The sequence below is a fragment of the Kiloniella antarctica genome (assembly GCF_042682825.1).
Lineage (GTDB): Bacteria > Pseudomonadota > Alphaproteobacteria > Kiloniellales > Kiloniellaceae > Kiloniella > Kiloniella antarctica.
Genome location: NZ_JBHUII010000013.1, coordinates 283,685 through 306,239, shown reverse-complemented (window position 1 = coordinate 306,239; position 22,555 = coordinate 283,685). Strand labels below are relative to the sequence as shown.

Here is a 22,555-nt window from a genome sequence, read left to right as displayed (position 1 = left end):
GAAATGCTTGGCCCTTTATTTAAGAATCGTCAAGATGAGGGCGATAGAAATTACGTTGCTCTACTAAGCCTTAAGCTCTTGCTTTTGGCTTTTTTCATTATGCTGAATGCGATGTCTTCTTTTGAGGAAGACAAGGCGAGGGCTGTATTACAATCTGTAAACAGTACCTTTAGTGGTGATGCGAGTGAACTCGAAAGGCATGCCACATTTGAAAGTGCCCTTGGTGATCTTGATGATAAAGCCAAACTCATCGCGGAAATAGAGCGCCTATTCGAGAGTACCATTCCGGCTGTTGAACGTGAGCAAGGGAGTGCGCAGAGTTATTTACGTCTGCGTTTACCAACTGAATCCATGTTCATTGGGGACGAAACGGAACTTGCCTCTGGGCGAGAGCTTTTACTCAAGCGCATTGTGGCTTCTTTAAATGGATACGCCGCGGGAGGAGGGTTTTTTGAGTTTGAGTTTTTGTATGGAGTGTCTCGGGAGCAATCTACAAAAACTATACCTAACCTGGAGTTGCTTTTAATAAGAAGTGGAATTGTTGCTGAGGAAATCCAAAATGCGGGTCTGCCGGCGGACAAGTTTGCGATTGGGCTGCAGCCTGAATCTGATGGTTCCGTGTACTTTGTAATCCGTGTTTATGATTCAGAGATTAAAAGTATAACGTTCGAGAGTTATCAGGGTGCAGGCTGATGGCTAAAAAACGAAATAAGAATACTAATTCTTTGGGGACAAATGAGACTTCTCATAATGATGCGAAGCTAAATAATGCGGACGAACTTTATGAAAAAAATGATTTTGATGACGAGTTGGATGAGCAAAAGCAAGATGTTCATGGTGATGCATTAGGAAATCAAAGTTATTTTGAGCGATTAGTAAATAGAAAGTCCAAAAAAGAAACCATTGTTACTGTAAATTATGGGTCAAACTGGATGGTCACCTTTACTGATCTGGTGGCACTTATGCTTACGTTTTTTGTGTTACTGTACTCAATGTCAGTAATGGAAGAAAAGAAATGGCGCAACTTAGTAACATCGCTTTCGAACTCCCTGACAATAGAGCAGAGAATTCTCGAGCCAAAGCCATCAAAAAGTTTGACAATGGACCCCGTTGATTTCGTTCCTGGCGAAGACCTAGATTATCTTTCGACGCTCATCGCTGAAAAAGTGAAAGACGATCCGCAACTTTCAAAGGCGATTCTTACCCGTCTTGAAGATCGGTTAGTTATTTCACTTCCGGGTGATTTGTTATTCGAGCCGGGGGAAATTAAACCACGCGATGAGGCCGAAACTGTGCTTTTGCGTCTGGGACGGGTGTTGCGATTTATCGATAATAAAATTGAAATTGCGGGGCATGCGGATCCATCTGTTCAAAAAAGTGAGGGGGCTTTTTCGTCAAACTGGTCCTTATCCTTAGCGCGAGCTGACTATGTTGCTGGTTTATTAGGAAAATCAGGGTATAAAAGTACTATTCTATCGCGTGGTTATGGTGATTCGCGCTATGATAAAATCACGGATAGATTGTCTGAAACTTTAAAGAATAGCCTAGCTCGTCGTGTTGATATTATTGTGCACCTCTATGCCGGAGAAAATGGTTGATTAAAGCTTTATGCCGAATTTTTCTGGCAGGAGCGTTTTTGATATCCTTTTCCTTCGCTCTTCAAGCCCAGGACGTTTCTGTCCGATCAGGGATTCATCCAGGATTTGGACGAATTGTGTTTGATTGGCCCAAACAAGTTTCCTTTGATGCAAAAATTGAAGAACGAAATCTTATTGTACAATTTACTGAAACTTCAAATTTTCAATTTGATACATTGAAAGAAGGTCTGAAGGGTTACACTGGGCGGCCTGTTATAGACGCATCTCGAAAGCGTATTGTATTCTCTCTACTTGATGATTTCTCCGTGAAAAGTTCTACCGCTGGAACTAAAGTAATTATCGATCTTTTAATAATTTCTGATGGCGGACTATCTTCTCCCGAAATAACTGCAAAATCTACGGCGGCAACGATAACCCAACCAAAAACGTCACTGCCTTTGATTGGTTTTCGTTATGCGGAACATCCTGATTATAATAGATTGGTTTTTGATTGGCCTAACGGGGTTAAAGGGAGCCTGTCTCAAAACGGAAATAAGGTAGTCGCGATTTTTGATCAGCCCGCTGATGTTGATTTTTCGAAATTGAATAAACAATCTCTACCCTTTGTAAAAAGCGGCCGGGTTATAGAGAAATCACCAAAGCTAAAGGTCGAATTTACTCTTGAGCCGGAACAAAGCGCACGCCTTTTCTCCGTTGGTCCCAAGTCTGTGATTGATATTAAGGCTGTAAGTAACGCCCCTACGAAAACACCCTCTAGTGAAAAACCAGTATCTACGACAGAGACAACAATACCCGAGCCCGTAACAGCTCCTGTGAATAAAGACGTTTCAGAAGAAGGAACGATTAAGCAGACCAAAACACAAGATGAAGAAGTTTCGACAGGAACTAATTTACCCAAACTAGAAGAGTTGGCAGGACCGGGACCTTTGTCTTTGTTACCGGTGACTGAGAAGACTCAAGTACCGAGTACAAAAGTTGAAGAGGAAACTAAAAAAACGCCCCTTGATCTTGCTTCTAAATCAAAGGCCAATACAGAAATCAAACCACCACAGGACAGAGGGTCGCCAGGGGGGGGGAAACGGTTAAGTAATTCTTCTGACTCAAGGACGGGTCCGACACGGTTGTCTGACTTTAAGTTGGTTGATGATGAAAACGCAGGGTCGACAGCTGCTGACGATATTAATCAGGATTTAGTGAGCTTAATTAAACCAATACAAATTCCAAATCTAGTACCACCGCCTGGTCGGTCTGCGGAGTTATTACCACCAACTATATTAAACTTTAATTGGAAACAGCCTACAGGTGCAGTTGTTTTTAGACGGGGAGAATTTCTCTGGCTAGTTTTTGATCGTGAAGGGCCAGCAAATTTGGATAAGGCGGTCGAAGCAATGGTACCTCAGTTTTCTCCTGTAAACGTTTTGGAGGTAGATGGTGCAACTGTATTACGCCTGACCGCACCTGTTACACAGGTTCCTCGGTTAAGCAAAGATGGAAATGCATGGATTGTCGATATCCGTCGTCGTTCACCATTACCTGTACAGGCTATTTCAAATGTTCTTGGAAAAGGTAAGGATGGCCCTGAAGTTCGTTTTTTAGTTAAGTCTGTTAGTCGACTTCTTTCTGTGCCTCATCCTGAACTGGGGGACAGACTCATTGTGGCGCCAATTGGAGAAGCAAATCTTGGATCTGCCAAGATAGATGAATTTCCACAATTTAGAGCTCTACCTTCTTTCCAGGGAGTTGTGTTACAGCCTACTTCCGAGGGGCTGGTCGTGGCTTTAACCCCTCGAGCTGTTGTTGTAAGAAGTCGCGATGAACTGATTGTTTCCGACGATACTGCGCGATCATTGCCACGTGGCGTTGAAGTCGCGGCTTTACCTCCAGTTGAACTCTTGGAATTAGAAGTTGATCGGCGAGGCGATGCTAAAGCTTACGTTGGTAATTTACAGGATTTACAAAAGGCGGTGGTCGACGCGACGGGACTACAACAGGGACTTGCTCGACTTGATCTTGCAAAGTTCTTTTTTGCTCATGGAAGAATAGCTGAATCTTTGGGCATGCTTAACATCATTGAGAAAGAAAATCGTCGATTAAGTGAAGGTCCTGCCTTTAAACTTTTGCAAGGTGCGGGGCAATTTTTAAGTGATAACTTTATTGATTCTCAAAAAACACTTTCTAATTCTGCCTTGGCAGGAGAACCTGAAGCAAATCTGTGGCACGCAGCACTTTCAGCATCCGGGCAAGATTGGGGCCCTGCTGCAATTGGATTTTCAGAAACGTCTTATTTGATTGAGAATTTACCACAGAATATCAGGAATAAACTATACCTGCTCGCTGCGGATGCAAGTTTACACGTTGGTGATACGGGAGCCGCAAGCCTTTACCTTGGTAAGGTAACCAGTAGTGAAATGACAGAATTTGAGAAGGCTCAGGCCGATTTTTTAGAAGGCCAGAGATTACTCCAAGATGGGCAGCCTGAAGAAGCTAAAGCTATCTGGAAAGGGCTGAAGTATAGCCGGCACAGGCCAACAAGCGCCAGAGCCAGACATGCCTTGACCAAGTTAGGGATTGAAGAAGGATCTCTTACCCAGGAAGCGGGAATTGAGCAGCTTGAGCAACTCAGGTTTGCTTGGCGGGGAGACAAGTTCGAATTTGCGATTTTAAGTGAGTTGGGCGATCGCTATGCGGATGTGCTTGATTATCGCAAGAGTCTACATTCTTTACGCCAAGCTGCATCTTATTTTCCGCACTCAGATCGAGCTGATGGCATTGCGCGTCGAATGAAAGAAATATTTGAAAGCATGTATGTCGAAGATGGTGGCCGTAAGATTCCTCCATTGTCCTCCATTGCTCTTTATCAAGAATTTAAAGAGTTAACTCCTATTGGGGATAAAGGAGATACTATGATTTCCAAGCTGGCTGATCGGCTTGTAGATGTAGATTTGCTTGAACAGGCTGGGGATTTATTAGAAGAGCAGGTCGAATTTCGATTACAGGGTGAGGAAAAAGCCAGGGTTGGTAATCGTCTGTCTTTGATCCGATTGTTAGAACGTGATCCCGAAGGTAGTTTGGCCGCACTTGATAAAACGGATGTTGAGGGCTTGCCTGTTGAGCTTAAGCAGCAGCGCCTGCACTTAAGGGCAAGAGCTTTGGCGGAACAAGGTAAGGAAGATCAAGCTCTTAAGTTGTTAGCCGAAGATGAAAGTCTAGATGCGTTACGTCTCAAATCCGATATTCTTTGGGACCTTCGTCGGTGGAGTGATGTTGGGAAAATGTTGGGGAAATTAGTCCCCGCATCACCACCAGAAGATCGTCCGTTAAGTGAAGAAGAAAGCCAGGCAATTATCAATTTAGCCATAGCGCAAACCATGGCTGAGGATAATGAAGGGTTGAAGCTTCTACGTGATAACTATGGTCTTACTATGAGTAAAGGTCCCCAAGGGGATACTTTTAAACTGCTGACAAACAGCCTTGATAGTGGTGCTGTAACATCTATTGCTGAAGAGTTGAAGCAGGTTGCTCAGGTTCAGGCTTTTATGGATCAGTACAAAAATCGCCTAAAAGCGGCGCCCTTAAGTGAAATAAATTAGGAGGTACCCCCACCTTTTAATACCGTATTAGTACGTGTAAATATTCCGAATTATAAATGGCAGTACGTTCGACGATGAGGTTGTCGAGGCGTGGGTGATATGCATTTAACCAAAGCTTCGAACAAGGCTACCTGCTATTAAATACCAGCCATCGACCATAACAAAGAAGATTAATTTAAACGGTAAAGATAGCATAATGGGGGGTAACATCATCATCCCCATAGACATAAGGACGGATGCCACTACCATATCGATTATGAGAAATGGTAAAAAGACCAGAAAGCCAATCTCAAAAGCTCGCCGTAATTCACTGATCATAAACGCTGGAATTAAGGCACGTAAAGGTGTTGCTTCTGGAGTGGTTATTTCACCAGTATTGGCAAGGTCAAGGAATAAGGCGAGATCTTTTTCCCTTACGTGGTGAAGCATAAAGTCTCTGATTGGTGCAGTGCCCTTTTCCCAGGCTTCAATTTCACTAATTTCTTCTTCGACTAAAGGCTTAAGGGCGTCATTGTAAATTTTTTCCATTGTCGGCGTCATAATAAAGGCCGTTAAAAACAGTGCTAGACTGATAAGAACCGTGTTCGGTGGGGCCTGTTGTATTCCCATCGCAGTACGTATGAAGGAAAGTACGACAATTATTCTTGTGAAAGAAGTTACCATCATCAAGATTGCTGGTGCGAGACTCAGGACAGTCAACAATGCCAACATTTGAAGAATACGACCGCTGCCTGAACCGAGTACCTCATTATTTAAATCAAGTGTTAATGCTTGAGACCAGCTTGTTTCAGGTAGCAAGACGATACTAAGGGCTAGAAAGCCTGACCATATGAAACTCTGCTTGGTTTTGTGGAGCATGATCACAAATTTTCCATTTTCTTACTCATGAATACGTTAGCTAACATTGTTTTTCGAGACACTTTCCGGAGAGGTCACGCACGCATTACTATCTATGAGCAAATCCTGTGATCCACCTATAAGCAAGAGGTGTTCTTTTTGGTCGCACTGTACCAAAATCATCTTCCGTCTAGCATCTATAGAACGAACTTCTTTTACTTCGATTCTTTTATTCTTGTTTCCTGTTAAAATCGGGCTATGTGAAAAACCTAATTTTTTTGCAAGAAATGCGGCTGAAAATATCAAGCCAATTATAAATATTAAAGTAAGAAAAAATTGAAGATAGTTACCATAGTCCATGAATTATTTTTTTCCAGGGGTGTTCGCGGTGGTATAAGCCCTTGCCGCTCTATTATGAGATGTCGTTTCTTTTATTTCGGTTCTCACGCTATCAAGGCTCAAATTTATCGTAATCGTTAGGTTATCCAGTTCTTCGATCAAGCCAAGAAGTTTGGGGGATAGTTTAGATCGTTCCAAAAGAGGTAATGTACTTATCTCTTGGCAAAGAAATTCCGTGGTGGCAGGCAAATCTGTTACATCAGCCAGTTCACCAGCTTTCGCAGCAGAACTGGCAGTTGCAATTTTTCGAGAAAGCGCTTCTAGATTTTTCTCAAGTTTATTAAACGATGTCATGGTCCGGGGTCGTTTCTTCGTTTAGTTGTTTTTGTTCAGTATAGACGTAGTTTAAAATAGTTGCCACCGCGGTAAGTGCTTCTATTGGTATGTCACTGTCAACATCAACGGCGGAGAGAACGGCTGCAAGATCAGCATCGGTCCTTACTTTTACACCTTTTTCAAATGCTATTTGAAGAATTTGCTCGGCGAGTTCTCCTGAACCTTTGGCGGTTACGCTTGTTTTGCCGGCAATACTTCTTTTGAGCGCTATTGATAGTTTGGTGTTTTTTGAAGTTTCCTTATCTAAGGGTGTGACTTGAGAGACATATTGGTCGGGTTCGGGTGAAGGAGTGTTTGTCGTTGTCATATTGCGAGAGGATTTTTTCGTCATGTTCATCTCGCCTTCTCCTATACGGAAATATCTTTACAAGAATTTTGACGGATTGTGTTTAATGAAAGGTTACAAACAATATATGCGCAATAATTATTTATGGGCGGATACAAATTACTCGTCTCGTGAAGTCGTATCTATTTCCAGTTCAAGGAGATCCATTGTCGCTGCGACAGCGGCCTTGTTTTCTTCTTGAATTCGTTCATGGAGTTCCTGGCGCAACACGGTTGCGTCCTCGGGAAAGGTGAAACCAATTTTTACGGATTTGCCACGTATATCAACAACTTTGACTTCAATGTCATTGTTAATGATTACAGATTCACCAATCTTCCGGGTTAGATATAACATCGTGGGCTTCGGACTCCCTGTCCCTGACGCCAAATGCTGACTTAAAGGATTATATATTAACTACTTGTTGTTTGTGAGTATTTATACTTGTATTTTTATGTTAGGTCGAGCCAAACTTGCTCTTCTGGGTCATTTTTTGCTAGATATATAATTCATTAACAAGTTATTAAGTCAATGTTAGTATTGTTGTAGCGGGTTTATGGATCTTGCTTTGTGCAAAGGGAGCCTCAATTGTCAGATAAGTTGAAAATTACAGATGTGCTTGCCAAAAAAATGGATTGGCTGACACAACGTCAGTCCGTTTTGGCAAAAAACATTGCTAATTCTGATACATTAAATTATGTGCCCAAAGACCTAAAAGACAAACATTTTCAGGCTTTAGTCAGCCGGTCAGCACCTGTAATGATCCAAAAAGCAAGTCGTGAGGGGCACCTTTCGAGTGATCCTTTGAAAAATCGTAACGTAAAGGCTGCGAAGTCAAAGGATTTATATGAGACGTCGCCTTCTGGAAACTCTGTGATATTAGAAGAGCAGATGATTAAGATGTCCGAGACACAGCTGGATTATCAAGCAATGGTACGTCTTTATAAAAAACATCAGGATATGTTTAAAATGGCTCTTAGGGGGCCATCTTAAAATACGGTGTCTTTGAGACACCAACGAAAGGTTAATTATGTCCGATCTTTATAAATCTATGCAGGTTTCTGCTTCTGGTATGAAAGCTCAGGGGACGAGACTGCGGATTATTTCGGAAAATATAGCGAATGTTGATTCTCTTTCACAAGAACCAGGAGGGGCACCATATCGTCGTAAGATGGTGTCGTTCGGTGCTGAACTAAGTAAAGAACTGGGTGTAGAGAAAGTTGTCGTAAAAGATGTGCTCTCTGATAAAAGTGATTTTAAAAGAGAGTATCTACCTGGACACCCTGCAGCAGATGAGGATGGTTATATTCTTCGACCAAATGTAAATACTTTGGTGGAGATGACTGATATGCGCGAAGCTCAACGGAGCTTCGAGGCAAATATGCAGGCTATACAAGCATCTAAGAGTATGTTGCAACGTACCTTAGAAATACTACAGTGAGTAGTTTGAGTTTTAGAGGGTTATAAGAAAATGGCTGTGAATTTTACAGAAGCTGTTAACGCGTATAAGCAAGTTGCTGGAAAAGCCCAAATTGGCTCAGATACGAAGAATGATCCTTTGGGTGAGGACTTTGCCTCAACCTTAAAGGGTGTTGCAACTGATACTCTTTCGACAATGCAACATGCTGAAAACAAAACACTGTTGGCTGCTGCGGGTAAAGCAGATGTCACAGACGTTGTTACTGCCATGTCTGAAGCTGAAGTGACATTACAAACTGTTGTTGCCGTTCGTGATAAAGTTGTTCAGGCATATCAAGAAATACTTCGGATGCCTATCTGATAAGAATAAGTGTAAGGGGGGGGGGATGAGCGAAACTGAAGTTGTCGAGTTTGGTCGAGAAGCTGTCTGGGTAATGTTAAAGATGAGCTTGCCTGTTCTTTTTGTTGCTCTTTTTGTTGGCTTGATTATCTCGTTATTTCAAGCAGTAACTCAATTGCAGGAAATGACCCTGACATTTGTTCCTAAAGTCATTATTATTAGCCTTACCCTTATTGCTACTGCCCCTTATATGTCTCAAACTCTTGGTACTTTTACCGAGCAGATTATGGACCGTATCGTGTCCTTGGGGTAGGGCATGTTATATGACCTTCTTCCATCAAGTATTTACGTTTTTTTAGTCGTATTTACACGTGTCGGCAGCGCTATGATATTGCTGCCGGGCTTTGGTGAAACTTATATTTCTCCAAGAATACGACTTGCTCTCGCATTACTGGTTTGTCTTGTCATTACACCGATACTGTCCCCTAAGATACCTCCGTTCACTGATAGTGTTGCCAGCTTAGGATTATTGATCTTTAGCGAGGTCTTGATCGGAGTTTTCATGGGAAGTATTGCTAGGATATTTTTAAGTGCGACGGCCTCAGCGGGAATGATTGCTGCTAATATGTCTTCTCTTGCAAATGCAATGGTACAGGACCCTGTTTCAGCTCAACAAGCATCGATTATGGGGACTTTTATGTCATCTATTGCTGTTGTTTTGATCATGATTTTAGATATTCATCACCTTTTTATTCTTGGTTTAGTCGATAGTTATGAACTTTTTGTTCCAGGTGCTCCTTTGCCTATGGGCGACTTCTCAAATATGATGTCAAGAATTGTTGGCGATACCTTTCTATTGGCAACTCGAATGGCAGCACCTTTTATTGTTGTTGGGATCGTTTTTATTCTTGGTCTAGGGCTGTTGGCAAAACTAATTCCACAGATGCAGGTGTTTTTTGTGGCTATGCCTTTGCAAGTCGCAATGGGTATTACAGTATTATTTTTATCTGTTCCCGTTATGATCAAGGTTTTTATCCTCAGTTTAGAAGAACACTGGATGGTTTTCGTTAAGTAAATGGTATCTTTTTTGAGCAAAGTAAGGAGATTCCGCTGTGTCGTCAGAAGATAGTGATGAGTCCCAAAAAACGGAAGAACCTACCGCGAAGAAAATTTCGGATGCTCGAGAAAAGGGAGACGTCATAAAGTCGCAAGAGCTGGATTCATGGTTCTCGTTTTTTGGACTTTTACTTTTTTTGAGTTTTTTTGTTTACTGGATTGGCAGTGAACTCGGAGAGAAATTAACGATCTTCATTGAAAGGCCGCATACGATACGCTTTGATACGGGCGATTTGTATAATGCGACTGTTGAAATGTTTGGAGAATTAGGGATTCTCTTTATAGCTCCGGCAATTATGTTGATATTTTTTGGTGTATCATCCGGATTGATACAACACGGCTTTCTTCTTTCAGCTCAGTCGATCACCCCCAAGTTTAGCAAAATCTCTCCTCTGGGTGGAATTAAACGTATTTTCTCTGTTCAATCTGTAATGACGCTGTTCAAAGGGATGGCTAAATTATTAATCGTTGGGTCAATAATTGGGTTTGTTCTTTGGCCAAAGCGTAATGTGGTAACCCAACTTGCAGAACTTCAGGTTGAGCAGCTGGCTTTAATGCTTTTGGATTGGGCAACTTTAATTGTCATATCTGTGGTTGCCGTTATGTCGATCATCGCTGGATTGGATTATTTGTTTCAGTATTTCCAGTACATGAAAAAATTAAAGATGACAGTACAAGAGGTGAAGGATGAGGCAAAGCAAAGCGAAGGGGATCCCATGGTTAAGGGACGTCTCCGCCAATTACGGATGGAAAAGGCACGACAACGGATGATGGCCTCAGTTCCCAATGCTGATGTGGTGATCACTAACCCTACCCATTTTGCTATTGCCTTGGAATACAACGGGTTGATGATGGAAGCGCCAAAGTTAACGGCGAAAGGCGTAGATGCCGTTGCTTTTCGAATTCGGAAAGTTGCTGAGGAAAACAAAATTCCAATTATGGAAAATCCGCCCTTGGCCCGTGCGCTGTACGCTGGTGTAGAGATCGATCAGGAAATCCCGCCAGAACATTACAAGGCGGTTGCAGAGGTCATCGGTTACATTATGAAGTTGAAAGGATAAAAGTCGTAAAGCTGATTTATAAGTGCTTTATGCTATCTCATTTGTTTTAAATGAATTTTAAGGTTAATCTTCTCTTTACCAATTTTATTATTTTTTCTTTTCAATGGAAAAGAAGACATTTCGTGGGGGAAGCAGGGGAATGTCATCAATTATTTGGCTCACAATATGCGGCTTGCTTGTTGCTATTGTCGCAGCGCTTACATTCTTGATATTTCGTTTGCGCAAAACGTTGTCTTTACGTGAATATGCATTTGCTGCAGTTCCCCGTCCCCGCCAAATTGTTGATCCCGTAGGTAAATGTCTTTTTGCGAACCCAGCATTTGAAGAGTTTTTTGGCGGTGATCTTCGGGCTGTACCAGAACTTATTCTCGATGAAAGTAATGGAGATGAGGAGGTGCGTCGTAAGCTCGCGACCCTTCAACTTAATGCCCGAAATGGGGTGTCTGGACATGTCGAGATTGAGATCCCAGGCATAGGCGCCAGCGATAACGATTTACAATGGCGCCATGTCGCAGCCTATCCTTTACCCAATCGTCCTGGCTATGTTTTCTGGTTTGTGGATGACATCACCATGCGGCGGCAGATGGAAAAGGTGATCAATGATCAACAGCAGCGCTTTGTTGATTTACTTGAAAATGCACCAATCGGCTTCTTCTCTGTTGATGCTGACGGGTGTTTTCTTTTTGCGAACCAGACGCTGACTGACTGGTTAGGTTATTCTGCGTCCGAGTTGGAAAGCGGACAAATAAAGCTTCATGATATCGTCGCGGAAGCCTCCCTAGATGAAGTTCCAGCTTACCATCCTTTTGAGGATACTGACAGTCGTTCAGGAGAGGTTTTCCTTAAGACCGCGGACGGTGAAAAACGCATCTTGGCTGTTATTAGTCAGCACATTGCTGAGGGGGGAACTGGTAAAGGATTTCGAACTAGGTCAGTTGTGCGTAATTTAACTCTTGAGCGTGAGATGGCAACTGCGCTTGAACAATCTGAAAAAAGATTTCGCAAGTTCTTTAATGAAGCGCCTGTTGGTATCGTATTGCTTAACGAGCGCGGGGTCATTACCGAGTGCAATCGAGCTTTTCAGGAACTTGTATCTGATGGTGGTGATGTCAAAGGCAAGCCTCTGTTATCACTTATCGGGGATGAAGAACGAGAAACAGTTCGAGAGGCGTTAGTGTCGGCAACAACCTATGAGCGCAAGGCTATGGAGGTTCATTTAGCAGGTAACTCTGAGGTCGTTTGTAATATGAACGTGACTCATGTCGATGAAAATTCAGGTTTACCGAGCGGCTATATTCTAAATTTTACAGACACTACTGAGCAGCGGAGTTTGGAAGCCCAGTTTGCACAATCGCAAAAAATGCAGGCTGTGGGGCAGTTGGCTGGTGGGATCGCCCATGATTTTAACAATCTGTTGACGGCGATGATTGGATTTTCCGATTTGTTGTTATTGCGTCATCGTCCTGGTGATCAGTCCTTTGCTGACATTATGCAGATTAAACAAAACGCAAATAGAGCCGCAAATCTTGTCCGCCAATTACTCGCATTTTCCAGACAACAAACACTTCAGCCAAGACGCCTTAATGTAACGGATATTATTGCGGAGTTGGCACACCTTCTTCGTCGGCTTATTGGTGAAACGATTGAATTGCGGATCACTCACGGCAGAGATCTCGGTGATGTGAAGGCCGATCAAGGGCAATTGGAACAGGTTATCATTAACTTGGCGGTTAATGCACGTGACGCAATGGATCAGGGAGGTATGCTCGAAATTATCACCTCGAATGTCATGGTGGATGAGCTTTATAAAGTCAAAGGGGAAGAGATACCACCTGGAGACTACGTATTGGTTAAGGTTCAGGATTCGGGACATGGCATACCTGCTGAAATTATGGATCGAATTTTTGATCCTTTCTTCTCAACGAAAGAAATAGGTGCAGGAACAGGGTTGGGGCTTTCTACTGTATACGGAATAGTTAAACAGTCAGGTGGATTTGTCTTTGTTGATTCAGCTGCAGATGAGGGCACTGTATTCTCGTTATTATTACCACACTTCAAAGAAGAAGCGGGTGAGATTGAAGAGATTATCGCGGATGTTCCTCAAGCCCAGGATTTGACTGGTCGGGGAAATATTCTGTTGGTTGAAGATGAAGATGCCGTACGTTCTTTTAGTGCCAGAGCGCTTGAAAACAAAGGCTATAATGTCTTTGAGGCCAATTCAGGTGAGGCGGCTTTGGAGATTTTACAAAAGGATGAAGTCACAGTAGATCTGGTGATTACAGATGTGGTGATGCCGCGTATGGATGGTCCAACGTTGATCAAAAAGCTTTATGAGACGCATCCTGATGTGAAGGTAATTTTCATTTCTGGTTATACGGAGGACTCTTTTCGAAAAAGTCTTGATGTTAATTCAACAATCGAATTTCTACCGAAGCCTTTTAGTCTTAAGCAGTTGGCGTCAAAGGTAAAAGACGTATTGGCAATGAATTAGAAGTCTTAAAAAAATGTCTTTTGGCTGAATGATGCCTTAGAACCGTTCAGTTCGTACTTACAAAAGCATAAATGTTCCCTAAACGTTCTTTTCTCTTGTGGGGCAAGAACAAAAGGGGTACATTGTTGTCGTTGCAGCATGTGGATGCCTGTGGGATAAGGAAGGCAACGATGGTACAAAACGTCTTACAGTTAGTGGAGAATAGCACGGTGGATAAGCAAAAGGCATTGGATGCGGCACTGGGGCAGATTGAACGTGCCTTTGGTAAAGGCTCAATCATGAAGCTGGGAGAGGGCGCCATAGTTGAAACCGAAGTTGTTTCCACAGGCTCTCTTGGTTTAGATATAGGGTTGGGCATTGGCGGCCTGCCACGTGGTCGTATTGTTGAAATTTACGGACCAGAAAGTTCCGGTAAAACTACCTTGGCTTTGCATGTTGTTGCTGAAGCTCAAAAAGCGGGTGGAACTTGCGCATTTATTGATGCGGAACATGCGCTTGACCCTGCTTATGCGACCAAACTTGGTGTCGATGTTGGCGAACTTTTGATTTCTCAACCCGATGCCGGTGAGCAGGCGTTAGAAATTACAGATACACTTGTTCGTTCTGGAGCACTGGATGTTCTTGTTATCGATTCTGTTGCGGCATTGGTACCGAAGGCAGAGCTAGAAGGCGATATGGGAGATTCTCTTCCAGGCCTTCAAGCGCGATTAATGAGCCAAGCGATGCGGAAGCTGACCAGCTCAATTTCCAAGTCGGGCACTCTTGTTATCTTTATCAACCAAATTCGTATGAAAATCGGGGTTATGTTTGGTAATCCTGAAACGACAACGGGTGGTAATGCTCTTAAATTTTACTCATCGGTTCGCCTTGATATTCGTCGAATCGGTGCAATTAAGGACCGGGAAAATATTACGGGTAACCAAACCCGTGTGAAGGTTGTTAAAAATAAAATGGCGCCTCCTTTCCGTGTCATCGAATTTGATATTATGTACGGCGAAGGTATTTCGAAAACAGGTGAAATGCTCGACCTTGGAGTTCAGTGCGGAATTGTTGAGAAGGCGGGGGCCTGGTTCTCTTGCGAGGGGCAACGTATCGGACAGGGACGTGAAAATGCTAAAAAATTCCTGACTGATAATCCTGAAGTAGCTAAAAAAATTGAACATGCTGTGCGTCTGAATGCCGGTATTGTTTCAAATGCAATGCTTGAAGGAAAACCTGAAATAACTGAAGCTGAGGACGCTTGAAAAGCTAAAGAAAAGTTGTTTGAATAAAAAAAGGGGCTTCTATTGTAAGAGGCCCCTTTTTTAGTACATTTATGTTTAACTTGGTTTATGGGTTTGTGACCCGACTAAAGGCATTGGTAAATCCCTTGAGTGAGAAGGGAACGGCGATTGGTTTTTTTACGGCATCAAAAAAGACCACACGCCCCTCGTTTTGAGATTTAAACTCTTGAAGAAGTTGTGGATCTACGGATATTTCTGCTTGGCATCCTGAAACAATACAACGCTCAAAAGGATAGCTTCGTCGTATGGAAGAGCCAACTTCGAGAGAAAATCCCTCGGGTAACCGAACTCCTAGAGGTAGGGTTAAAATTAATGATGTAACGTCTGCGCTGCCATTCACAGGTCTACCCATTGCCATTGTTAATACAGGTTTGGGGTTACCCCCTAGAGTAACGTTATGAATAATGTAACAGGAAACTGGCGCATTGACGGTGCAATGAGAAGCCCAGTTACCATGTCTGGTAACAGAACGTTGTGAGGCTTGCTGGGAAAAGGCACTTGTGCTCAGGGATATCAGCAGGACAAAACAACAGGTAAGGTATTTGAAGTTCAAAAGAAGTTTTAAAGATTTCATTGTTAAATGCGCTTTTGTTAAAAAAGAGATTAACGTTCGCAAGAGAGCAAACGTCGTAATTTAGATACCCTTTTTCTTACCAAGTGTACACGATGAAGACAGTCTAGACTATGATGAGCTACGTAAGAGTACTTTTTTGATATATGGTAATGTTTGAACGAGTTATAGCTACAGCAGCCCTAGACAGTTGTAATTGAGCGCGTTAAAAACGGGAATGATAATTTTGCTAGCTCATTGATGAGTTAAGCTTCCTGTTCAGCTTTTAGGTAAGTGATTAAAATGATTACCGGCAATGAGATCCGTAGGGTCTTTCTCGACTATTTCGCAAAAAACGGTCACACAACTGTTGAATCCTCTCCTTTGGTTCCAAGGAATGATCCAACGCTTATGTTTACCAACGCGGGCATGGTTCAGTTCAAAAACGTTTTTACCGGTAATGAAAAAAGACCTTACAGCAAAGCGGCGACGTCACAAAAGTGTGTCCGAGCAGGTGGTAAGCACAATGACCTCGAAAATGTTGGGTATACTACGCGGCACCATACATTTTTTGAAATGATGGGTAATTTTTCTTTTGGGGACTATTTCAAAGATGTTGCTATTGAGCATGCATGGAACCTGATCACTAAAGAATACGGAGTTCCCGAAGAAAAACTTTTGGTTACGGTATATTCAGAAGATGAAGAAGCCGCATCCCTTTGGCGTAAAATTGCGGGGATTAGTGATGATCGTATTATTCGAATTCCTACAACAGATAATTTCTGGTCAATGGGCCCGACAGGCCCTTGCGGTCCCTGCTCTGAGATTTTTTATGATCACGGTGAAGATATTTTTGGTGGTCCTCCTGGGAGCCCGGACGAAGACGGAGACAGATTTGTAGAAATCTGGAACCTTGTCTTTATGCAATATGAGCAAATTGATAGTGAGACACGTGTTAATCTACCTAAACCTTCTATTGATACGGGGATGGGCTTGGAGCGGATCACAGCTATTCTCCAAGGCAAACATGATAACTATGATATCGATTTACTCCGCACGATCATTGATGCTTCGGCACATGAAACAGGGGTGGATGCTGATGGAAATGATGCAATATCTCATCGGGTTATTGCTGATCATCTCCGTTCAACTGCTTTCTTGATTGCTGATGGCGTGTTGCCATCTAATGAAGGGCGTGGATATGTATTACGCCGGATTATGCGCCGGGCAATGCGTCATATGCATAAGATTGGGGTCAAAGATCCAACAGTATACAAGCTTGTACCCTCCCTTGTTCAGATGATGGGGACCGCATTCCCAGAACTTGCCCGAGCAGAAGCCTTAATCACAGAAACCTTAAAGCTTGAAGAAAATCGCTTTGGCCAAACACTTGATCGCGGTATGCGCCTTCTTTCTGGCGAGACCGATAAGATTGGGGATAAGGGGACGCTAAACGGTGAGGTAGCCTTTAAACTTTATGATACTTATGGCTTCCCGCTTGACCTTACGCAGGATGTTTTGCGTGGGCAGGGACAATCAGTTGATGTTGAAGGCTTTAATGTTGCGATGGAACAACAGCGATCTGCTGCCCGTAAAGCCTGGAGTGGGTCTGGCGATCTGGCGACGGAAAAGGTTTGGTTTGAATTACAAGAACGTCTCGGTGGTACTGAGTTTTTGGGGTATGACACGGAGACAGCAGAAGGTCAGATGCTTGCTATCTTAAAAGATGGCGAAGAAGTTAAATCTGCAAGTGTTGGTAATGAGGTTATGGTCATTACTAATCAAACCCCGTTTTATGGTGAAAGTGGTGGTCAGCAAGGTGACCATGGGCTTCTTTTCTCAGCAGAAGGGGCAGAAGTTACTGTTCATGATACGCAAAAGAAACTCGGTAATGTGTTCGTTCATATTGGTGAAGTTGTTCGTGGTGAAATTAAGCTTGGTAACGCTTTGGAAATGAAAGTTGATGTGGCACGCAGGACAGCTATCCGTGCTCATCACTCTGCAACTCATCTGCTTCATGAAGCATTGCGTCGCCAACTCGGTGATCATGTGTCTCAAAAAGGTTCGCTTGTTGCTAAAGAACGGCTGCGCTTTGATATTAGCCACCCAAAACCAATTGAATTTAAAGACATCACAGTTGTTGAGACAGAGGTCAACGAACGCATTCGTAATAATGCTGAAGTTAAGACTCGCTTGATGACGCCTGATGAAGCAATCAAAGAAGGTGCCATGGCGCTTTTTGGTGAAAAGTACGGGGAAGAAGTACGTGTTGTTTCCATGGGGGGAGCAGATAGCTCGACTGGGAGCGGCTATTATTCTACCGAACTTTGCGGTGGTACTCACGTACGTCGCACAGGTGATATCGGATTCTTTAAGATCGTTTCGGAATCAGCGCTTGCATCGGGTGTCCGTCGTATCGAAGCTGTCACTGGCCAGGCTGCGCTTGAATATGTTTCTACACAAGAAGTACAACTTTCTGGAGCCGCAGCCGCAATCAAGGCTTCTCCTGCAGAGTTAGAAGGCCGAGTGACATCTTTGCTTGAAGAACGTAAGCGTTTAGAACGCGAGCTAACAGATGCCCGCCGTAAGTTGGCCGCAAGTGGTGGAAGCTCATCTGCTGAGACTGAGTTTAAAGACATCAACGGGGTGAAGTTTGCACCACGTATTCTTGAAGACGTTTTGCCAAAAGATCTTAAGCCTACTGCTGATGAACTGAAAAAGCAGATTGGAAGCGGTGTGATTGTACTAATCGCAAACACAGATGGTAAAGCATCCATTGTTGTGGCTGTAACAGAAGATTTAACGTCAAAAATTTCTGCGGTTGATCTTGTCCGAGCGGGTTCAGCTGCTTTGGGTGGGAAGGGTGGCGGAGGTCGTCCGGATATGGCGCAAGCTGGCGGGCCGGATGCATCGAAGGCGCCACAAGCTATTGAAGCTATTGAAGCCTTGCTCGGCTAATATGTTTGTCTAATAGGCCGTAATACTTAAAAGCTCCGCAATATTTTGCGGAGCTTTTTCGTTTTTGGAAGGCGAAGGTTTATTTGTTTCCGCCAGCAAGTTTCACGGCATCGGGGTGCTGTCGTAACCTGACCATAGCCCAAACACCAAGGAAGGGGCCAATGGCCAGCGGTGCAAAGGCATAATCCCAACCCAGTAAATCGACGCCATAGGGCATTAGGTGAATGGTAATAAGGGTTAAGGTAAATCCTATAGAGGTCTGTAATGTTAACATGGTGCCGACGATTTCAGGTTTAGCAAGTTCGGCTACTGATGCAGAGAATTGAGCAGAATCAGAAACGATTGTTAATCCCCATATCAAGCATAGGACTGTGAGGAGTAACGGGGAGCCACCAAAGAGAAAACCGACAGTTAGGGCGCAAGTGCCACTGATCAGCATGGAGGCGATGGTTAGGGTAGTTCTACCCATTCTATCCGCCATGTATCCCGCACCTAAGCATCCAATAGCGCCAACAGCCATTGTTGTAAAAGTAGCAATTTTTGCTGTTTCATTTGCTTCACTAACTCCCATGCTCTCAGAGAAACTCGCGGTTAGGAAAATACCTATCCATGCCCACATGGCGTAAAGCTCCCACATGTGACCGAGGTATCCAAAATTTGCCAGACGGACAGATTTAATTTTCCAAGCGTAAAGAATTTGTTTTGGGTGAAATCGCGGAGACTTTACGTAGGCTGGACCCATTTGAAACAAGAGGATGGCAAATCCAGAAAGGGCTGCGAAGGCAGAGGCCATGGCAATAGTAAATCGCCAGTCGATCCCTCCAATGGCATTGAAAAGGTGCGGGGATGCTGAGCCCAAAGTCAAAGCCCCAACTAATAGCCCCACGAGCAACCCCATATCGCCCTTTGCCCAGGTCGCGGCCATGCGCATGCCGATGGGGTAAATACCGGCCATACAAACTCCAGTGATAAATCTGAGAACGGGAACCATAAGATCTGTTGGCTCGACCAACAGTAAAATTGCATTCGCACAGGCTGCTATCAAAGCTGAGCCCAAAAAAAGTTTCTTGGGCGGAAGCCGGTCAGCTAACCCTAATAAAGCGGAGCTTAAACTGCCAACTACAAATCCAATTTGTACTGTGCTGGTAAAGAGCGCCTGTTGAAAAGAACTAAGTCCATATTCCTGAATGAGTGAAGGTATGACGGCAGAGGCTGAAAACCACAATCCCATGGCTGATACCTGACAAAGGGCAAGGATGGTTAACGAGAGCCATTTACGTGACGGATATTCCATGCTGTCCTAGTAATAATAATATTTTGAGATCTGGATAAATCTATGTGGCATAAATGTTTTTGTCGATTAAGAACTCACTTTTACGGTAACTATCTCGTCAAAACGACTTCTATTGGTTAGGTAACAAGGTATTGATAATGGCTGAAGACAGTCTTCTGGTTTCTCGGCATCGCTCGCCTATCGGTGAAATTGTAACGTTCTACCGGGATGGTATTTTGTGCCATCTCGACTTTACGGACTGTCAAATTCGTTGGGAAAAGTTGTTACGTCGGCGTTTCCCTCAATTATCTCTTATTGATGTTTCTGTAAATTCAGAGATGGAAGAACGCTTGATGGCTTATTTTGCCAAAGAGACAACGGCTTTTACTGGTGTTAAATTGGATACAGGTGGAACGGACTTTCAAAAAGAAGTATGGGATGCTCTTTGTAAGATCCCTTTTGGGACAACTGAAACCTATAGTTCTATGGCAACAAAAATAGGGAAACCAAAGGCGATTAGGGCCATGGCAGCTGCAAATGCTTTAAACCCGATTTCACTTATTATTCCCTGTCATCGTATTATAGGAAAAGATGGTAGTTTAACGGGTTATGGTGGGGGATTAGAGCGAAAAGGGAAGCTCCTTGAACATGAAAAGCGTTAAATGATCTTATGTAAAATATAAAAGTCAAAGGCCGCAGAAAGCGGCCTTTGATCAGGGTGTTCAAGAGGCTTTTATTCTCAAGATTTGGCTTTGATATCGGAAACGATATGCAGATCACGTTGTGGGAAGGGAATGGAGATGCCCTCTTTATCAAACGCTTCTTTAATGGCGCGACGATTATCGCTTAAAGCAGGCCAATAATCACCACTATCTGTCCAATAACGTATGTTCAGATCTACTGAACTTTCTCCGAGGCCAACCACGATAACCATTGGTGCCGGATCTTTGTGCAGGCGGGCATCGCCAGAGAGTACAGCAAGAGCTACTTTTTCTGCCTTCTTGATGTCGTCGCCATAACCGATACCAATGGCAAGATCTGTGCGGCGCTTGGCATTACGGCTAAAGTTTTTGACGGTGGCTGACCAAAGCTTGGAATTTGGTACTGAAAGATAGATACCGTCGACTGTGGTCATATGGGTAATGAAGAGACTGATTTCATCTACAGTACCGGATATGCCATCGGCATCAACAAATTCGCCGACTTTAAAAGGACGCAAGAACAAAAGCATAAAGCCTGCTGCAATGTTTTGCATGGTGCCTTGGAGCGCAAGGCCAATTGCGAGGCCTGCAGCACCGAGAACCGCTATAACACTGGTGGTTTCAACTCCAAATTGAGCGAGAACCGCAACGACGACAAATATCATAATCGCGTAACCGGTGATTTTTACAATAACAGGTTGTAAAGTACGATCTACTTTACCGGATTTTGAAAGCCCTTTTTCAACATAACCACTGATACGTTTGGCGATAAAGCGACCAATGATAAGAATGGCAAGAGCAGCAAGAATTTCGAGTGAGAAATCTAGTGCTGTTTGGCTTAGTTGCTCGATAAGTTCTTTGTATTCTTCGGTAATCATGACAACCAAAGTTCCTCTAATGTTGAGTTACAGGCTGTCCTCTACGACAAAGCCCTCACTGCGGATCATACAGTGAGGGCTTGAAAAATACACCTAGTAAAATTACCAAGTAAAATCTTTGGCAAAGTCTTAAAGTGTCTTCGGATTTAGGCCGCGATGTCCGCTTGAACTTTTACGGATACCATACGATCAGGATCATCATCAACAGCGCCACTTCCTGGAGCACCTTTTTTGATTCCATCCACAAGATCCATACCTTCACTAACGCGGCCCCATACAGTGTATTGACCGTTTAGGGATGGAGCACTGTCAAACATGATAAAGAATTGGCTGTCACCAGAGTGAGGATTTTGGGCACGAGCCATGCCAACGATACCACGTACAAAAGGTTCTTGCGTAAATTCAGCGCGAAGTTTTTTGCCTGATCCACTGGTGCCTGTACCTGTTGGATCACCTGTTTGTGCCATGAAGCCATCAATCACGCGGTGAAAGACGATTCCATCATAGAAGTTATCACGCGCCAACTCTTTGATACGGGCGACGTGTGTTGGTGCAAGGTCAGGTAGTAACTCAATGATTACGTTGCCTGTTTCCAATTCGATAACCAGTGTATTTTCTGGATCAAGGGTGGTTGCTTCAGTCATGGTAGAGGCCTTAAAAATCTAAAAGGGTATAAAAAACTAACAGCAAAATAAGTATCGCATGGTGTTTTTGCAAGGCGGGATATTGTTTGTGATGATTTCTGGTTGTGGGTATTTCTTCTAAGTTCTTTATATCTTAAAAGAAAAGCGCCAGGTCGATAGACCCGGCGCTTTTTACCAGTACTTAAAATATTGCCTCGAAAGAGCAAACTTACTGCATATCTGCAAGAACTTTGACAGAAAGCATTTTGTCTGGACCATCAACTTTTCCAGAGCCAGCAGCACCTTTTTTGATGCTGTCTACATGTTCCATGCCCTGAATCACCTGCCCCCAGACGGTGTATTTTCCGTCGAGTGAAGGCGTTCTTTTGAACATAATGAAAAATTGGCTGTCGGCAGAGTTGACTTGATTTGAACGCGCCATACCAACGGTACCACGGGTGTAGGGCTCACGGGAAAACTCGGCTTTGAGTTTTTTTCCGGACCCACTGGTTCCGGTTCCCGTTGGATCACCTGTCTGTGCCATAAATCCAGCTATGACACGGTGAAAGACGATCCCGTCATAAAAGCCTTCGCGTGCCAGCTCTTTAATCCGTGCAACATGCGTTGGTGCAAGGTCTGGGAGCATTTCGATAACGACACTGCCCGTTTTTAGTTCGATAACAAGTGTATTTTCAGGATCGGCTGCCAAAGCATTTACGGATGTAGCTGCTAGGGCAAAAAGTCCTACGAGAAGATTGCGAAGGATTTTATGCATATGTA

23 protein-coding genes are annotated in these 22,555 nt (G+C 43.5%); 13 read left to right on the top strand and 10 right to left on the bottom strand.

Annotation, left to right across the window (positions count from 1 at the left end):
- The first annotated feature begins 3 nt into the window (after window positions 1–3).
- From ACFSKO_RS20035 to ACFSKO_RS20025, 3 genes are read left to right on the top strand one after another with little or no spacing between them, the layout of a single operon-like run.
- Window positions 4–693, top strand: coding sequence for a flagellar motor protein MotB (locus ACFSKO_RS20035; RefSeq protein ID WP_380255021.1), 690 nt, complete (start codon window positions 4–6; stop codon window positions 691–693).
- Window positions 693–1,598 (top strand): flagellar motor protein MotB, encoded by a 906-nt coding sequence (locus ACFSKO_RS20030; protein WP_380255019.1) that lies wholly within the window; start codon window positions 693–695, stop codon window positions 1,596–1,598. Before ACFSKO_RS20035 ends, ACFSKO_RS20030 begins: the two co-directional genes overlap by 1 nt.
- Window positions 1,595–5,188 carry a tetratricopeptide repeat protein gene (locus ACFSKO_RS20025; RefSeq protein ID WP_380255017.1) on the top strand — a complete coding sequence of 1,198 codons (3,594 nt, stop codon included), beginning with the start codon at window positions 1,595–1,597 and terminating at the stop codon, window positions 5,186–5,188. The genes ACFSKO_RS20030 and ACFSKO_RS20025 overlap by 4 nt, the downstream gene beginning before the upstream one ends.
- Before the next feature lie 105 nt (window positions 5,189–5,293).
- Here ACFSKO_RS20025 and fliP read toward each other — a convergent pair whose 3' ends face one another.
- The 5 genes from fliP to csrA all read right to left on the bottom strand — a co-directional run bounded on the left by fliP (window position 5,294) and on the right by csrA (window position 7,439).
- A complete protein-coding gene (fliP, locus tag ACFSKO_RS20020; RefSeq protein ID WP_380255015.1) occupies window positions 5,294–6,046 on the bottom strand; it encodes a flagellar type III secretion system pore protein FliP in 753 nt (250 codons plus the stop codon).
- A gap of 36 nt (window positions 6,047–6,082) precedes the next feature.
- Window positions 6,083–6,385, bottom strand: coding sequence for a FliO/MopB family protein (locus ACFSKO_RS20015; protein WP_380255013.1), 303 nt, complete (start codon window positions 6,383–6,385; stop codon window positions 6,083–6,085).
- Between the two features lie 3 nt (window positions 6,386–6,388).
- A complete protein-coding gene (locus tag ACFSKO_RS20010) occupies window positions 6,389–6,718 on the bottom strand; it encodes a hypothetical protein (RefSeq protein ID WP_380255011.1) in 330 nt (109 codons plus the stop codon).
- Window positions 6,705–7,091 carry an EscU/YscU/HrcU family type III secretion system export apparatus switch protein gene (locus ACFSKO_RS20005; RefSeq protein WP_380255009.1) on the bottom strand — a complete coding sequence of 129 codons (387 nt, stop codon included), beginning with the start codon at window positions 7,089–7,091 and terminating at the stop codon, window positions 6,705–6,707. The genes ACFSKO_RS20010 and ACFSKO_RS20005 overlap by 14 nt, the downstream gene beginning before the upstream one ends.
- Window positions 7,092–7,205: 114 nt before the next feature.
- Window positions 7,206–7,439 (bottom strand): carbon storage regulator CsrA, encoded by a 234-nt coding sequence (gene csrA / locus ACFSKO_RS20000; RefSeq protein ID WP_380255007.1) that lies wholly within the window; start codon window positions 7,437–7,439, stop codon window positions 7,206–7,208.
- A 231-nt stretch (window positions 7,440–7,670) separates the two neighbouring features.
- Here csrA and flgB point away from each other — a divergent pair, with 231 nt between their 5' ends.
- The 8 genes from flgB to recA all read left to right on the top strand — a co-directional run bounded on the left by flgB (window position 7,671) and on the right by recA (window position 14,753).
- Window positions 7,671–8,075 carry a flagellar basal body rod protein FlgB gene (flgB, locus tag ACFSKO_RS19995; RefSeq protein ID WP_380255005.1) on the top strand — a complete coding sequence of 135 codons (405 nt, stop codon included), beginning with the start codon at window positions 7,671–7,673 and terminating at the stop codon, window positions 8,073–8,075.
- Window positions 8,076–8,112: 37 nt separating this feature from the next.
- On the top strand, window positions 8,113–8,523 hold the full coding sequence (gene flgC / locus ACFSKO_RS19990) for a flagellar basal body rod protein FlgC (RefSeq protein ID WP_380255003.1): 411 nt from the start codon (window positions 8,113–8,115) through the stop codon (window positions 8,521–8,523).
- A gap of 30 nt (window positions 8,524–8,553) precedes the next feature.
- The gene (gene fliE / locus ACFSKO_RS19985; protein WP_380255001.1) at window positions 8,554–8,862 is read left to right on the top strand and encodes a flagellar hook-basal body complex protein FliE; all 309 of its coding nucleotides are present in this window, start codon (window positions 8,554–8,556) and stop codon (window positions 8,860–8,862) included.
- A gap of 25 nt (window positions 8,863–8,887) precedes the next feature.
- Window positions 8,888–9,154 (top strand): flagellar biosynthesis protein FliQ, encoded by a 267-nt coding sequence (fliQ, locus tag ACFSKO_RS19980; RefSeq protein WP_380254999.1) that lies wholly within the window; start codon window positions 8,888–8,890, stop codon window positions 9,152–9,154.
- A gap of 3 nt (window positions 9,155–9,157) precedes the next feature.
- The gene (locus tag ACFSKO_RS19975) at window positions 9,158–9,916 is read left to right on the top strand and encodes a flagellar biosynthetic protein FliR (protein WP_380254997.1); all 759 of its coding nucleotides are present in this window, start codon (window positions 9,158–9,160) and stop codon (window positions 9,914–9,916) included.
- 37 nt (window positions 9,917–9,953) lie between these two features.
- On the top strand, window positions 9,954–11,018 hold the full coding sequence (gene flhB, locus ACFSKO_RS19970; RefSeq protein WP_380254995.1) for a flagellar biosynthesis protein FlhB: 1,065 nt from the start codon (window positions 9,954–9,956) through the stop codon (window positions 11,016–11,018).
- Between the two features lie 139 nt (window positions 11,019–11,157).
- Entirely contained in the window at window positions 11,158–13,509 is a 2,352-nt protein-coding gene (locus ACFSKO_RS19965; protein ID WP_380254993.1) for a PAS domain-containing hybrid sensor histidine kinase/response regulator, read from the top strand.
- 170 nt (window positions 13,510–13,679) lie between these two features.
- On the top strand, window positions 13,680–14,753 hold the full coding sequence (gene recA / locus ACFSKO_RS19960; RefSeq protein ID WP_380254991.1) for a recombinase RecA: 1,074 nt from the start codon (window positions 13,680–13,682) through the stop codon (window positions 14,751–14,753).
- Between the two features lie 85 nt (window positions 14,754–14,838).
- On the opposite strand, the gene ACFSKO_RS19955 is transcribed toward recA, so the two are convergent.
- A complete protein-coding gene (locus tag ACFSKO_RS19955; RefSeq protein ID WP_380254989.1) occupies window positions 14,839–15,366 on the bottom strand; it encodes an invasion associated locus B family protein in 528 nt (175 codons plus the stop codon).
- A 279-nt stretch (window positions 15,367–15,645) separates the two neighbouring features.
- Between ACFSKO_RS19955 and alaS the strand changes: the two genes are divergently transcribed.
- Window positions 15,646–18,300, top strand: coding sequence for an alanine--tRNA ligase (gene alaS / locus ACFSKO_RS19950; RefSeq protein WP_380254987.1), 2,655 nt, complete (start codon window positions 15,646–15,648; stop codon window positions 18,298–18,300).
- Window positions 18,301–18,379: 79 nt separating this feature from the next.
- Here alaS and ACFSKO_RS19945 read toward each other — a convergent pair whose 3' ends face one another.
- Complete coding sequence (locus ACFSKO_RS19945) at window positions 18,380–19,594, bottom strand: MFS transporter (RefSeq protein WP_380254985.1); 1,215 nt, start codon at window positions 19,592–19,594, stop codon at window positions 18,380–18,382.
- 137 nt (window positions 19,595–19,731) lie between these two features.
- Between ACFSKO_RS19945 and ACFSKO_RS19940 the strand changes: the two genes are divergently transcribed.
- On the top strand, window positions 19,732–20,235 hold the full coding sequence (locus ACFSKO_RS19940) for a methylated-DNA--[protein]-cysteine S-methyltransferase (RefSeq protein ID WP_380254983.1): 504 nt from the start codon (window positions 19,732–19,734) through the stop codon (window positions 20,233–20,235).
- Between the two features lie 77 nt (window positions 20,236–20,312).
- Here the strand turns inward: ACFSKO_RS19940 and ACFSKO_RS19935 are convergent, their stop codons facing one another.
- The 3 genes from ACFSKO_RS19935 to ACFSKO_RS19925 all read right to left on the bottom strand — a co-directional run bounded on the left by ACFSKO_RS19935 (window position 20,313) and on the right by ACFSKO_RS19925 (window position 22,550).
- Window positions 20,313–21,152, bottom strand: coding sequence for a mechanosensitive ion channel family protein (locus tag ACFSKO_RS19935; protein ID WP_380254981.1), 840 nt, complete (start codon window positions 21,150–21,152; stop codon window positions 20,313–20,315).
- Between the two features lie 146 nt (window positions 21,153–21,298).
- Complete coding sequence (locus tag ACFSKO_RS19930) at window positions 21,299–21,796, bottom strand: peptidylprolyl isomerase (protein ID WP_380254979.1); 498 nt, start codon at window positions 21,794–21,796, stop codon at window positions 21,299–21,301.
- 208 nt (window positions 21,797–22,004) lie between these two features.
- The gene (locus tag ACFSKO_RS19925) at window positions 22,005–22,550 is read right to left on the bottom strand and encodes a peptidylprolyl isomerase (RefSeq protein ID WP_380254977.1); all 546 of its coding nucleotides are present in this window, start codon (window positions 22,548–22,550) and stop codon (window positions 22,005–22,007) included.
- Between the last annotated feature and the right edge of the window lie 5 nt (window positions 22,551–22,555).